The 12,817-nt window shown below is 69.9% G+C and carries 12 protein-coding genes; 5 read left to right on the forward strand and 7 right to left on the reverse strand.

From position 1 onward, the window contains the following. The first annotated feature begins 56 nt into the window (after nt 1-56). Nucleotides 57-518, forward strand: a complete 462-nt coding sequence (locus ACFPZ3_RS19580; protein ID WP_379515580.1) for a hypothetical protein — start codon at nt 57-59, stop codon at nt 516-518. Nucleotides 519-577: 59 nt separating this feature from the next. On the opposite strand, the gene ACFPZ3_RS19585 is transcribed toward ACFPZ3_RS19580, so the two are convergent. Further along, entirely contained in the window at nt 578-2,545 is a 1,968-nt protein-coding gene (locus tag ACFPZ3_RS19585) for an endo-1,4-beta-xylanase (RefSeq protein ID WP_379515581.1), read from the reverse strand. 275 nt (nt 2,546-2,820) lie between these two features. Continuing rightward, the gene (locus ACFPZ3_RS19590) at nt 2,821-5,154 is read right to left on the reverse strand and encodes an ATP-binding cassette domain-containing protein (protein WP_379515582.1); all 2,334 of its coding nucleotides are present in this window, start codon (nt 5,152-5,154) and stop codon (nt 2,821-2,823) included. 192 nt (nt 5,155-5,346) lie between these two features. Between ACFPZ3_RS19590 and ACFPZ3_RS19595 the strand changes: the two genes are divergently transcribed. After that, on the forward strand, nt 5,347-6,411 hold the full coding sequence (locus ACFPZ3_RS19595; protein ID WP_379515583.1) for a cobalamin-independent methionine synthase II family protein: 1,065 nt from the start codon (nt 5,347-5,349) through the stop codon (nt 6,409-6,411). 61 nt (nt 6,412-6,472) lie between these two features. Here the strand turns inward: ACFPZ3_RS19595 and ACFPZ3_RS19600 are convergent, their stop codons facing one another. Continuing rightward, nucleotides 6,473-6,607 (reverse strand): hypothetical protein, encoded by a 135-nt coding sequence (locus ACFPZ3_RS19600; RefSeq protein WP_379515584.1) that lies wholly within the window; start codon nt 6,605-6,607, stop codon nt 6,473-6,475. On the opposite strand from ACFPZ3_RS19600, the gene ACFPZ3_RS19605 reads away from it, so the two are divergent. Then, complete coding sequence (locus tag ACFPZ3_RS19605; RefSeq protein WP_379515585.1) at nt 6,606-6,764, forward strand: hypothetical protein; 159 nt, start codon at nt 6,606-6,608, stop codon at nt 6,762-6,764. The two genes, ACFPZ3_RS19600 and ACFPZ3_RS19605, sit on opposite strands and share 2 nt — an antisense overlap. On the opposite strand, the gene ACFPZ3_RS19610 is transcribed toward ACFPZ3_RS19605, so the two are convergent. Continuing rightward, on the reverse strand, nt 6,761-8,746 hold the full coding sequence (locus ACFPZ3_RS19610) for an NHL repeat-containing protein (protein WP_379515586.1): 1,986 nt from the start codon (nt 8,744-8,746) through the stop codon (nt 6,761-6,763). The genes ACFPZ3_RS19605 and ACFPZ3_RS19610 overlap by 4 nt on opposite strands. A gap of 119 nt (nt 8,747-8,865) precedes the next feature. Between ACFPZ3_RS19610 and ACFPZ3_RS19615 the strand changes: the two genes are divergently transcribed. Continuing rightward, nucleotides 8,866-9,036, forward strand: a complete 171-nt coding sequence (locus ACFPZ3_RS19615; protein ID WP_379515587.1) for a hypothetical protein — start codon at nt 8,866-8,868, stop codon at nt 9,034-9,036. 203 nt (nt 9,037-9,239) lie between these two features. On the opposite strand, the gene ACFPZ3_RS19620 is transcribed toward ACFPZ3_RS19615, so the two are convergent. Then, a complete protein-coding gene (locus ACFPZ3_RS19620; protein ID WP_379515588.1) occupies nt 9,240-9,650 on the reverse strand; it encodes a DUF4189 domain-containing protein in 411 nt (136 codons plus the stop codon). A 144-nt stretch (nt 9,651-9,794) separates the two neighbouring features. After that, nucleotides 9,795-11,495: a zinc-binding dehydrogenase gene (locus ACFPZ3_RS19625; RefSeq protein ID WP_379515589.1), complete on the reverse strand. Its 1,701-nt coding sequence runs from the start codon at nt 11,493-11,495 to the stop codon at nt 9,795-9,797. A 108-nt stretch (nt 11,496-11,603) separates the two neighbouring features. Here ACFPZ3_RS19625 and ACFPZ3_RS19630 point away from each other — a divergent pair, with 108 nt between their 5' ends. Beyond that, nucleotides 11,604-12,542, forward strand: a complete 939-nt coding sequence (locus tag ACFPZ3_RS19630; protein WP_379515590.1) for an AraC family transcriptional regulator — start codon at nt 11,604-11,606, stop codon at nt 12,540-12,542. Between the two features lie 25 nt (nt 12,543-12,567). On the opposite strand, the gene ACFPZ3_RS19635 is transcribed toward ACFPZ3_RS19630, so the two are convergent. Further along, nucleotides 12,568-12,783: a hypothetical protein gene (locus tag ACFPZ3_RS19635; protein WP_379515591.1), complete on the reverse strand. Its 216-nt coding sequence runs from the start codon at nt 12,781-12,783 to the stop codon at nt 12,568-12,570. Between the last annotated feature and the right edge of the window lie 34 nt (nt 12,784-12,817).

The raw sequence follows: 12,817 nt of genomic DNA on the forward strand, positions 1-12,817 counted from the left end.
GAAGAGGTCACGTGATCCACCTCGTTGAGCGCAGCCCGGCATCCACACGTGGCCCGGTGTCGATCACGATCATCTCGTACGTGGCCGCCATCGCCCTCCTGACCTGGGCGACGATCAACGGCCAGCTGGGCGGCTACCTGTACGGCTGGATCCTGATGACGGTGCTGGCCTTCCCGGCCTCGCTGCTCAACCTGTTCCTCGACGGGCCGCTCAGGCATGCCCTCATCGGCGAGCCCTCCAGCGACGAGATCTCCGTCTGGAGCTACGTCATCCTCGCCTGGCCCGGCCTGCTCATGGCGCTCGTGCTGGCCTGGAGCCTGGCCAGGCACCGGACGCGCCGCGTCGCTCACATCGCGGGCTGGGCCCTCGCCGCGGCCGTCTTCCTGTCCGGCATCGTGATCGCCTTCGACCAGTGGGCGCCCCGCCGCCCGTACGGCTGGCCCTTCGTCCTCTGCGGGGCGGGCATGGCCATCGGCCTGCTGCTGACCCGGCGAGCCGAAAGCCGAGCAGGCCGATGAGAGGCCACCGGCCCACCCACGCCCGGTGAGGGGTGGATGGGCCAGGGGATGAACAGCTGTCAGGCGCAGGTGTATCCGCTCGGCAGCGAGGTGTTGCCGTTGGGACGGCTGACCTGGAAGCCGAAGGCGGTGCTGGCGCCCGCGCCGAGGTTGCCGTTGTGGCTCACGTTCCTGGCCGTCACGGTCTGCCCGCTCACGGTCAGCTGGGCGTTCCAGGAGCCGGTGACGGTGTGCCCGGCCGGCAGGGTGAAGGTCACCGTCCAGCCGGTGATCGCCGAGCTGCCCGCCGTCACCCGGACCGGGTCGACGACGTACCCGTTCTGCCACTGAGTCTGGGTGGTCGCGGTCACGGTGCAGGAGCCGCCGCTGTTGCCACCGGTGGTGGTGAAGGTCACCAGCGCCGAGCCGGCCGACAGGTTGCCCGCGCCGTCACGCGCCTGCACGTACACCTGGTACTGCGTACTGGCGGTCAGTCCCGTCAGCGTGATCGAGTTGGTGGCCGACTGACCCAGCTGCGGGTCGGTGGTGCCCTGCTCGCGGTAGACGTTGTAACCGGCCAGGCCGCTGCCGCCCGCGTCCGTGGACGCGGTCCACGTCAGCGTGGCGCCGGAGGAGGTCACGTTGGACGCCGCCGGGGTGCCCGGCGTGGTCGGCGGCGTGGTGTCGGTGCCGCCGCCCGTCTGGGTGGTGAAGGTGACCAGCTGGGAGTTGCCGGACAGGTTGCCCGCGCCGTCACGCGCCCGCACGTACACCTGGTACTGGGTGCCGGCGGTCAGCCCGGTCAGCGTGATCGAGTTGGTGGCCGACTGACCCAGCTGCGGATCGGTGGAGCCCTGCTCGCGGTAGACGTTGTAGCCCGCCAGGCCCGAACCACCGGAGTCGGTCGACGCGGTCCACGTCAACGTCGCGCCGGAGGAGGTCACACCGGACGCGGCCGGAGTGCCCGGCGTGCTCGGCGCGGTGGTGTCGGGGTTCGGGCTCACGCTGTTGAGGGCGGCGAGGACCGAGGTGTAGGCAGGCTTCTTGTTGCCGTTGCCGTCGAACAGGAGTGGAGTGTCGCCGGAGCGCCAGGAATCGCTGTCCCGGACGCCCCAGGTGGTGATGCCGTTGCAACGGGCGACGGCCAGGCAGTCGTTGACCACGTTGGCGTAGGTCGTGGCCGAGGCCCCCTGGATGTCCAGCTCGGTGATCTGGACGTCCACGCCGAGGGCGGCGAAACTCGAGATCGTGGTGCGGAAGTTGCTGTTGTACGGGCTGCCGCTGTTGAAGTGGGCCTGGAGACCGACGCAGTCGATCGGCACGCCGCGGGACTTGAAGTCCCTGACCATGTTGTAGACGCCCTGCGTCTTGTCCCATGTCCAGTTGTCGATGTTGTAGTCGTTGTAGCAGAGCTTGGCGGCCGGGTCGGCGGTCCGCGCGGTGCGGAAGGCCACCTCGATCCAGTCGTTGCCGGTGCGCTGGAGGTTGGAGTCTCGCCGTCCGCCGCCGCTGTCGGCGTAGGCCTCGTTGACCACGTCCCAGGCGTAGATGTTGCCCTTGTAGTGGGCCATGACGCCATTGATGTGGTCGATCATCGCCTGGCGCAGCGTGCTGCCGGACAGGGACTGCATCCAGCCGGGCTGCTGGGAGTGCCAGGCCAGGGTGTGTCCGCGGACGCGCTTGCCGTTCTGCACGGCCCAGTTGTAGATGCGATCGGCATTGGTGAAGCTGAACTGCCCCCGGTTGGGCTCGGTGGCGTCGATCTTCATCTCGTTCTCGGGCGTCACCATGTTGAACTCGCGGTTGGCGATCGTCGTGTAGGCCGACTCGCCAAGCTTGCCGGCGCTGATCGCGGTGCCGAAGTAACGCCCGCTCTGTGCGGCCGCCGCACCGAGCGTGGTCTCCGCGGCATCGGCGGGAACCGACAACGCCAATGGTGCGATCGTGCTGACCAAGCCGAGAACGCCGACGGCCACAACCCGGCGGAAGCCGCCGAAGCCGCCGGAGGATCGTCGGGTTTCAGGGGCGGGTAAGGCGTTGGTGCGCATGCCTGAGCCTCCATTGCTGAATCACGAAGCGAACGCGGAGACACACCCCGCCGGATCGACCGCCGCCCCGACCCAGCAGGGAGGTCACCTCGAGGACCCAGTGTGGAAACCCTCCCGAAATATGTCAAGAATGCTCAAAAAAGTTTCGGCCTCTTCCGACTGGATTATGCACCTAGCACGCTCTCTTCCAGCGGAAATGGTGTCCCGAAACTTTCAGCTGATCTTCGCCAAGTGGGACCGTCCGTGAAAACTTCACCGATACGACGCGCCGCGCGTCACAGCAGGTCCTTCAGATGAGGCGCGGTACGGCTGCGCGAACTGGCGGCGACCTGCGCCGGTGTGCCGGCGGCCACCACGGTGCCACCGGCCGATCCGCCGCCCGGTCCCAGGTCGATGACGTGGTCGGCGGTCGCCACCACCCGCATGTCATGCTCGGCGAGCACGACTGTGCCACCGCCGTCGACCAGGTCGTACAGCCGGTCCATGAGCACGTCGGTGTCGTGCGGGTGCAGGCCGGTGGACGGCTCGTCGAGCAGGTAGATCGTGGAGTCGGCACGGCGGCCCTGCAGCTCGGCGGAGAGCTTGATGCGCTGAGCCTCACCGCCGGACAGCTCGGTGGCGGGCTGTCCCAGCCGCAGATAGCCGAGCCCGACCTCGTGCAGACTCTCCAGAGGACGGCGTACGGCGGGGACGTCGTCGAAGAAGCCGGTGGCCTCGTCGACCGTCATCGCCAGGATCTGGGCGATCGTGCGGTCCCGGTAGGTCACCCGCAGGGTGTCGGGGTTGTAGCGCGCCCCGCCGCAGTCCGGGCAGGGCGCGTAGGTGGTGGGCAGGAAGAGCAGCTCGACCGAGACATAGCCTTCGCCCTGGCAGGTCTCGCACCGTCCGCCCGCCACGTTGAAGGAGAAGCGTGCGGGGCCGTACCCCTGGGAACGCGCGCTGTCCGTGGCGGCGAACAGCCTGCGCACCGTGTCGAACAGCCCGGTGTAGGTGGCGAGGTTGGAGCGCGGAGTGCGGCCGATGGGCTGCTGGTTCACCCACACCACCCTCCTGTCCTCGGCGACGGCCTCGGCGATCGCCTCCAGCAGGCTGCTCTTGCCTGAGCCTGAGACCCCCGTGACGGCGGTGAACGCGCCCAACGGCACGTCGACGTCCACGTCTCGCAGGTTGTTGCGGGTGAGCCCGCGCAACCGCAGCCGGCCGGTCGGCCGGTGCTGCGGCCGTTCCGGTACGACGGTGGCGAACAGGTAGCGGCGGGTCACCGATCCTTCGGCATCACGCAGGCCGGAGGCCGGCCCGCTGTAGAGGACCCGCCCGCCGTCGCCACCCGCGCCGGGGCCCACGTCGACCACCCAGTCCGCCTGACGTACGACGTCCATGTCATGCTCGACGAAGCAGACGGTGTTGCCGCTGTCGCGCAGGCGACGCAGGAGGTCCGACAGCGCGGCGCAATCGGCCGGATGCAGACCTGCCGAGGGTTCGTCGAGCACGTACACGACCCCGAACAACCCGGCGCGGAGCTGCGTCGCGAGCCGGATGCGCTGCAACTCGCCGCTGGACAGGGTCGGCGCGGGCCGTGCGACGCTCAGATAGCCCAGCCCGAGCTCGTCCAGTACGTCGATCCGGTCGAGGATGTCATGGGTGAGCGCCCCCGCCGGCCCTCGTTCGTCGCGGTACGGGCGGAGCAGGCCGGCCAGCTCACTCATCGGCATCGCGGCCAGCTCGACGATGTCCTTGTCCGCATACCTGACCGCCAGCGCCTCGGGACGCAACCGCCGTCCCCCGCAGGACGGGCACGCCCGGCTGGTCATGAACCCTTCGGCGCGCCGGCGGCTCTTCTCGCTGGCGGAGGCCGCGTACGCCTTGAGCACCAGCCGCCGCGCGCTGGCGTATTTTCCCTGGTAGGGGCGGTGGATCCGGCCGGCCTCGCGCACTGGGTGAACCGTCACGACCGGCTCCTCTTCGGTGAACAGGATCCAGTCCCGCTCCTCCTGCGGCAGGCTGCGCCAGGGCCGATGGATGTCATGGCCCAGCGTCGCCAGGATGTCGCGCTGGTTCTTGCCCTGCCAGGCGCCCGGCCACGAAGCGATCGCACCCTCCGCGATGCTCAGCGACGGGTCGGGGACGAGCGACTCCTCGGTGACCTCGTGCAACACCCCCTGCCCCTGGCACCTCGGGCACGCTCCGGCGACGGTGTTAGGCGAGAACGCGTCCGAATCCAGGCGCTGTGCGCCCGAGGGGTAGGTCCCGGCGCGTGACATCAGCATCCGCAACGAGTTGGACACCCTGCTCAGAGTGCCGACCGTGGACCGCGCGGACGGCACCGAGCGCCGCTGACCGAGCGCGACCGCGGGCGGCAGGCCGGTGATGTCGTCGACGTCCGGCATGGGCAGTTGCTGCAGCAGCCGGCGCGCGTAGGGCGCGACCGACTCCAGATAGCGATGTTGTGACTCGGCGAAGATGGTGCCGAACGCCAGCGACGACTTGCCCGACCCCGAGATTCCCGTGAACGCGACGAGCGCGTCGCGCGGGATCGCGACGTTCACGTCCCGCAGATTGTGCACCCGCGTGCCACGTACCTGGATGCGGCCGCTGACCTCGTCTTCCACTCTGTGCAATTTACACATCACTCGCCGCGGGACGGACGACGAGCACGGTGGCGAGCTGGACGACGACAGTTCGACGTGGCGTCGCCATCTCCAGGCGGACGCACACACGCCGCACAGAGCTGCCAACACGGACGTAGCTACCTAGAGTGATTGATCGTTGACGGTTAGTGTTGAGCGATCTATGGTCGCGTCATGAACATCCCTACCGAGCCGATCGGCAGCATCCCGCGGTCCCCCGAACTGCTGGCCGCGCTGCAGGCCCACGCGCAGGGCCACATCGACGACGCCGAACTGGCCGCATCCACCAACCAGGCGGTGGCCGACACCATCAGCCGATTGGAGGAGCTGGGTTCGCCGGTCGTGACCGACGGTGAGCAGTCCAAGCCGAGTTTCGCGACGTACCCGATCGCCGGACTGCCCGCTCTCGACCCGGACGGGGTGGTGATTCCGTTCGCCGACGGGCACACCCGGCAGTTGCCGCGCCTGACCGGCGGGCCGTTCCGGTACGCCGTGCGGGCCGCCCGCTACCTGGAGACCGCGCGGCGGCACGCGAGCGTCCCGGTCAAGCAGGCCGTCATCGCGCCGTCCGCCCTCAGCCTGCTCTATCCCGCCGACGGCATCGACGGCTACTCGCGCGAGGCGTTCCTCGGCGATCTCACCGACCAGGCCGAGGCCGACATTCGCGGCTGCCTCGACGGCGGCGCCCACATGGTGCAACTCGACTTCACCGAAGGCCGCCTCGCGCTCAAGCTCGATCCCTCAGGCAGCGTCCTGGACGACTTCGTCGCGCTCAACAACCAGGTGCTGGAACGGTTCTCCGAGACCGAGCGGGCCCGGATCGGCGTGCACACCTGCCCGGGTGGAGACCAGGACTCCACCCACAGCGCCGATGTGGACTACGCCGGGCTGCTGCCCCGGCTGTTCCAGCTCAAGGCCGGCGCCTTCTACCTGCAACTGGCCAGTGAGCCCGAGCCCGAGAAGGTGCTGGCCGTCATCGCCGATCACCTGCCCGCCGACGGGCGGATCTTCGTCGGCGTGATCGATCCGGTCGATCCTGTCGTGGAGACGCCCGAGCAGGTGCGCGCGCGAGTGCTGGCCGCGGCCCGCCATCTCCCGGTCGACCGGCTGGGGACCTGCGACGACTGCGGGTTCTCCCCCTTCGCCGACGACACCTCCACCTCTCGCGAAATCGCGTTCGCCAAAATCAGGGCCCGGGTGGAGGGCACCGCCCTGGCCGCCCGCGACCTGGGCTTCTGACCGCTCGTCTCCATCGTCACTGTCAGTGGCGCACGCCGTGACCTGGGCGAATGGCAGAGCGCTACTGGCCTGAGGTGCCTGCGCGCCAGCCGTCGAAGAAGTCCTCAGGAAGGTCCGGCTGAGCGCGCCGCAGGGCGGCGACGGGATCGGCGGCGAACAGGGCGGCGTTCGCCGGGCCGGCTTCGAGCCAGCTCATGATGGCGTCGTCCGCCCTGATCGCCCGGCCGATCTCGACTCTCCTCAAGGGCACCGACGGGCACCTCTACCTGTCGCGCTTCGAGAACTTCTACACGTACCGGATCTGCTGTACGCCCCGAGAGGTCAGGGGCGTACGGCGGCCCGGCCCGTTCTAGTCCTTGGTGAGGCGGAAGAGGCGGGGACCCTCGGCGAAGTACACCTCGCCCGAGCTGTGCACCGCCAACTGGTGGACAGGCCCTTGCTTCAGTACGGTGTGCCGCCCCGTCAGCGGGTTCAGCGAGAACACCTCCTGCCCGGCGTGCGCGCCGTACAGGGTCAGGTCCCGCCGGTTGAAGGCCAGCTGCCCGCTCGAGCTCGCGCTGCTCGACAGCGTCACGTGCCGGACGACCTTGCGCGCGTGCGTATTGACGGCGAAGACCTCGCCCCCCGCGATCCCCCACAGCCTGCCGGTCGCGTCGAAGGTCAGCGCCGGGACGGCGGGCTTGCCGGGCGCCGGGACGATCTCCCACAGCAGCTTGTCGTCCTTGACCGACCAGGCGAAGAGCTTGGCCTCCTTCTGCGTGGGCGGGGTGGCCGTCTGGCCGCTGTAGATCGACGTCCCGCCGTACAGGATGCCGTCCCTGTACGCCAGGGAGACGATCGACTGATCCTGGATCACGTTGCGCTGGGTGTGCTTCAGCTTGCCGGAGGACGGGTCCCAGATCGCCAGGACACCGCCGAGGTAACCGAGGTCGGGCATGGTGCCGGCGGCGAGGTAGCGTCCGGCCGAGACCAGCGCACGTGGCCGGATCTGCTTGTCGGCGGCGAAGTCGAACAGGCGCGCCGGGTTGGGGGCGGGACCGGGCTGGGGGCTCGGCGAGTACTCGACACTGTTCCAGGGCAGCTTGGGGTCGTAGGAGTAGACCCTGGCCTCGGGATAGGCGCCGATGTAGAGCTTGCCGTCGTGCAGGGCCATGTCCTCGCTCTGCGAGAACGTGTGGAACTCGGCGACCTTGCCGTCGTCGAGCGCGGCGAAGCCGCCGTTGAGGAAGCCGCCGGCGTACATGCGGCCGTCCGGGCCTTCCGACAGCGCCGTGACGTCGATCGGCTCGCCCTGGATGCCCGTCTGCACGAACGAACTGGCGCCGGTCTGCGGGTTGTAGCGGAACATCATGCCGCGCCAGAGCAGGCCCACGACGCTCCGGCCCGGGTAGTCGGGCAGGCCGAGCTCGGCCCAGCCTATGCCGCGGGTGTTGGCGACGCGGCCCGTGACCGGCACGCCCGTCGGCGTACTGGTCTTCGTCCTGGGGTCGTAGCGCACCAGCTCGCCGGCCTTGACGAAATAGACGCGCCCCTCGTCGTCGGGGGGCGAGACGTCCAGGCCGTGGGCGGTGTCGATCTGGTCGACCCACTGGCCGGCGGCGATGTCCCAGACGTGCAGCCGGCCGGGGTTCGCGCTGCCGAGCCTGACGTAGAGGTAGCCGGCGGCCACGTTCACGTCATAGGCCCACTTGTCCGTGGTGTCCTCGGGGGCCGGGAGCTCCTTGACCGCGCCCGACGCGGCGCCCACCTCGAAGATCTTGGCGGGGGCCTCGGTCCCGGCGTAGATCTTGCCGCCGGCGTAGGAGACGCTGCGGACGTAGGCGTGCGTGGCCGACAGCTTCCCGTAGTCGCGGAAGCCGGTGGCCGGGTCGTAACCGAACAGCTTGCCACCGGGCGACGTCCCGCCGTAGACGGTCGCGCCCGTGCCGGCGGCGAGCGACCATACGAACGTCTCGCCCGTGATCGGGTTCCCCAGATCCTGTACGCCGGCGGGGGTCCAGCGGAAGAGGTGGCTGTTGCCGTACGTGCCGGCGTAGACGCTGCCGTCAGGGGTCGCGTCCACGGCCCACGCACCACCCGCGTCCGGCAGATCGTAGCGGGCCACGGTGCCGCCGGTGCCGGGGTCGACGGCGTTGAGGTGGGCGGGGGTGCCGGAGGAGGCGCTCCAGATCACGGTCTTGCCCTCCGGGCCGGGGGCGACGGCCCCGCCGAGGAGGAGCACGTCCTGGAGTGGGACGCCGAGGTCCTCCACCTGGGGTGCCGCGGCTTGGGCGGGCGCGGCGCCCAACACCGTCACGACCGCCAGCCCGGCAGCTAAGATTCTGATAAGGGTCATGACCGAAAATCTAGAAACCACCGATCCTTGGCGTCAAGAGCCGTTCCGGCCGCGACCGAAACCTGAACCTGTGGCTTTCCTCGCCGTCCATCATGAGGAAGGATCCTGGAAGCCGGCGGATGGCCACCTGGCCCGCCCGGAAATACGGTTCCGTGCTGAACTGGGGTTTTGCTGCACGACCAAGGACGTTGAACTGGTGGTGCTCCGCTGTCAGCTCGGTGGCCGGCCACGGTGGGGTCATGCGCGATGGTCAGGTGGCGGGCATCGACGAGGACGAGGTGACCGCCTGACTGCAAGAGACGGCGGCGAAGGTCTGGCAGCGCTGGCCCCGCGCCGACTGGGCGGGCCGCACTCTGGAGGAGCTATGCCCGCTGACCTACGCTGACTTCGCCGAGTCCTGAGCCTTCCCGCAACCGCCGGCTTCCATCACCGAGCCCGCCTGACCACCGCATACATCCAGCTCAACCACCGAATGGCGGCTGTCGTACCAGGGTTATCGCCTGGTGCACTGATAGGCGATCCAGCGGCCGCCGCCCGCATTGGCCACAGCGTTCCGCTTCGCCCTGGCGGGTGTGCTCCCCCTGCCGCCCCAGTAGACGTTTCTCCTGGAGTTGTAGGCGACAGCGCCACACCCGTTGACGATGGTGACAAGGACCTTGCAGCTGGAGCGGCCGCATTCCTTCAGCGCCCGCCGCTTGGCGGCAGACACCGTTCCGTAGTCCCAGGACCGGCCGGTGCGGCCGTCCCGCGCCACAGCGATGGCACCGTAATAGTAACGTGCTTGACTTTCCTGCGCAGTAGTCGATGTAGCCGCGGTAGCCGCTACGGGAAACGTCGTAGCCAGCACCCCGCTAGCCATAAAGGCGCAGGCGGCGATGGCAGTGAGTTTCTTGCCCAGCTGCATGATGTCCTTCCCTTCATGCCGTCCATGCGGACGGCGGCGTGGTTGGTGAGCAGAGTCTGCAATGTGTCACTTGCAGATCACTGAAACCCATAGATACTAAAGGGAACGACGTGACGACTGTGAGTGGAATTGGTAGGAGTGACCTCAGGGAATCAGGATGATCTTCCCTCGGGTACGACCGGCCTCGCTCCTGCCGTGGACCGCGGCCAGCTCTTCCAGCGGGAGACGCTCGGCGACGTCGACGGTCAGCTCGCCGGCGTCGACGAGGGCGACGATCTGGGCCAGTTGCCCGGCGTCGTTGCGGGTCACGAAGTGCACCGCGCTCTCAGCAGGTAGCGGCGTGGCGATCGACACCGCGGCGCCGCCCGGCCGTACCAGAGCGAGCAGCCCGGCCGCCGCGTCCGGGCCGAGCACGACCAGGTTGATCACGGCGTCGACCCCGCCGGGCAGCGGCTCGCTCGTGTAGTCGACGACCTCATCGGCTCCGGCCGCTCGCACCGCGGCGGCGCTGCGGGCGCCGGCAGTCGCGATCACGGTCGCGCCGGCGCGCTTGGCCAGCTGGACGGCGAAGCCGCCCACACCACCGCCCGCACCGTTGATCAGTACACGCCGGCCGTGGCGAACCTGCGCGTGCTCGTACACCGCCTGCCAGGCGGTCAGTGCCGCGACCGGGATGGCAGCCGCGTCGGCCAGCGGGATGGCGGCGGGCGCGGCGGCCAGGACACTCTGCGGCGCGGTGACATATTCGGCCGCGGCCCCACCCCTGTCCAGGCGGCCGATCACGTGCTCGCCCGGCGCCCACCGCCGCGCGCCGGCGCCGGTCGCGACGACCGTGCCGGAGACGTCCCAGCCCAGCGTGTACGGCAGCGCCAGCGGCAGTACCTGCTGGAGCGCCCCCGACCGCAACGCCGTCTCGGAGGGATTGAACGCGGTCGCGGCGACCTTGATCAGCACCTCGCCGGGACCGGGCACCGGCAGGGCAGCCGCCTCGACGCCGATGTTCCCCGGCCCGCCGTACTCGTGGATCCGCGCGGCCCGCGCGAACGACACGAAGGCATGCGCGTGCTCGGCCACCCACGACCGGAACGATCGCGCCGCCGTCCCGGTGACATCCGTGACGGTGGCGGTGATCGGTGCCGGAGCGGCGGTCATCGCCTCCTGGGCGCGCAGGACGTCCTCCACGGCGTCGGCCGGCCAGCCGAGACCGAGCATCCGCTCTCGCGCCTCCCGCGGATCGCGCTCCTCCCAGCGCACCGGCCGGCCGATCACCTCACCGATGATGCGTGCCTGCTCGGCCTGGGTCAGCGACTGCGGGCCGGTCAGCTCATAGACGGAGCCGGCGTGCTCGTCCCGGGTCAGCGCCGCGACCGCGACCGCGGCGATGTCCTCCTCGTGCACGAGGGACATGGCGGCCGCGCCGTACGGCTCGCGTATCACCTGACCGGCGCGGATCTGCTCGGCCCAGCGCAGGGTGTTGGCCGCGAAGGAGTGCGGCCGCAGAATCGTCCACTCCAGCCCGGACTCCCGGATCAGCCGCTCGGCCTCCCGCTCGTGTTCGCGTACCGCGGCCGAGGACAGGTAGACCACCCGGCGCGCCTGCTCGCCCAGCACGGCGAGCACCTCAGGCAGCCCCTCGGCCGACGCGAACGGCCAGACCAGGAAAACCGCCTCGGCGCCCTCGGCGGCGACACGCAGGGACTCGGGCGCCCGCAGGTCCGCCCGCACGCCGTCGCCGCCGGGTTCCCGGCTCACCGCACGCACCTCGACGCCCGCCCGCAGCAGTTGCGTCCGCACCCGGCGGCCCACCGTCCCGGTCGATCCGATGACCACGATGCGTTGCTTCATCACGTGCCTCCTTGAACATTGTTCGTCAAGCGTAGGAGGCATGGACGGCATGACCAATGCGTCAATGTCCGCTCTTTATACGCGATCGTCTCGTGCTAGCGTCTTCGTGTGGATGTGCTCAGTGATGTGATCGGCCTCATGCGCTCCGGGCAGCCCCGCTCCGCCCGCGTCGCCTGGCGCGGTCCCTGGGGGCAGCGCTTCCCGTCCGTGCCGGGATCGGCGGGCTTCCAGGTGATCCTGCAGGGTCCGTGCTGGCTCATCCCGCCGACCGGCGACCGCATCGCGCTGAGCGTCGGTGACGTCGTGTTCTTCCCCCACGGTCACGGGTACGGCCTGGCCGACAGCCCTTCGACTCCGCTGGCCGAGCCGGCCTGCGACCCGACGGAGGACGCTGAGCTGTTCGTCTCCGACTTCGTCGGGCACGACGGACCGCTGACCGTGACGCTGTGCGGCGGCTACCGGCTCGACCCGCGCCACGCCCACCCGCTACTGCTCGACCTGCCCGAGCTGATCCACCTGCCCGCCCAGATCGGCCGGCACCCCGAGCTGCGCGCCGCCGTCGACCTGCTGGGCAACGAGGTCGGCAACGCACGCCTCGGCGCGGACACCGTCGTGCTCGCCCTCCTCGACATGCTGCTGCTGTACATCCTGCGCGCCTGGTTCGAGGAGCCTCCGGCCCCGGCCAAGGCGAGCGGCTGGGCCACCGCGCTCGCCGACCCCGCGGTCAGCGCCGCCCTGCACGCCATCCACCGCGACCCCGCTCACCCATGGACCGTGCAGTCGCTCGCCGCCCGGGCCGGACTGTCCCGCGCCGCGTTCTCCCGCCGCTTCGCCACCCTGGTCGGCCGGCCGCCGCTGACGTACGTGACGTGGTGGCGGCTGAGCCGCGCGGCCCGGCTCCTGCGCGCCGGCGACGCCCCGCTCAGCGAGGTCGCCACCGGCGTCGGCTACACCTCGGAGTTCGCCTTCGCCAACGCCTTCAAGCGCGAGTACGGCATAGCCCCGGGAAGGTACCGTCGTCATCATGGGGTGAGCCACAGCTCTTGACTTGAGTCCCGGGGATCTTCCTTCGTCAGGACCGCGTCGCCTTCGTGGGGATGGGCCTGTCGAGCATGGCGCAGACCGCACCGTTGATCAGGGCCTGGTTGGGGGCACCGACCTTCGGGTCGGCCAGGCCGAAGATGGTCGTGGTGAAGATCGAGACGGTGCGGCGGCCGGTGCTGTCTGCTTCAGCTGGGCGGGCGGCAACAGCTTGCCGGACATCAGCGCGGTGTCGAAGCGACCCCATTCCTCGGCGGTGGAGACCATGCCCCCGGCGGCCC

It is taken from the genome of Nonomuraea insulae (assembly GCF_042656245.1).

Excerpts from the sequence above, each read along its gene's own strand:
- ACFPZ3_RS19585 (WP_379515581.1), bottom strand. The coding sequence starts at position 2,545 with ATGCGCACCAACGCCTTACCCGCCCCTGAAACCCGACGATCCTCCGGC.
- ACFPZ3_RS19595 (WP_379515583.1), top strand. The coding sequence starts at position 5,347 with ATGAACATCCCTACCGAGCCGATCGGCAGCATCCCGCGGTCCCCCGAA.
- ACFPZ3_RS19605 (WP_379515585.1), top strand. The coding sequence starts at position 6,606 with ATGATGGCGTCGTCCGCCCTGATCGCCCGGCCGATCTCGACTCTCCTC.
- ACFPZ3_RS19600 (WP_379515584.1), bottom strand. The coding sequence starts at position 6,607 with ATGAGCTGGCTCGAAGCCGGCCCGGCGAACGCCGCCCTGTTCGCCGCC.
- ACFPZ3_RS19610 (WP_379515586.1), bottom strand. The coding sequence starts at position 8,746 with ATGACCCTTATCAGAATCTTAGCTGCCGGGCTGGCGGTCGTGACGGTG.
- ACFPZ3_RS19615 (WP_379515587.1), top strand. The coding sequence starts at position 8,866 with ATGGCCACCTGGCCCGCCCGGAAATACGGTTCCGTGCTGAACTGGGGT.
- ACFPZ3_RS19620 (WP_379515588.1), bottom strand. The coding sequence starts at position 9,650 with ATGCAGCTGGGCAAGAAACTCACTGCCATCGCCGCCTGCGCCTTTATG.
- ACFPZ3_RS19625 (WP_379515589.1), bottom strand. The coding sequence starts at position 11,495 with ATGAAGCAACGCATCGTGGTCATCGGATCGACCGGGACGGTGGGCCGC.
- ACFPZ3_RS19635 (WP_379515591.1), bottom strand. The coding sequence starts at position 12,783 with ATGGGGTCGCTTCGACACCGCGCTGATGTCCGGCAAGCTGTTGCCGCC.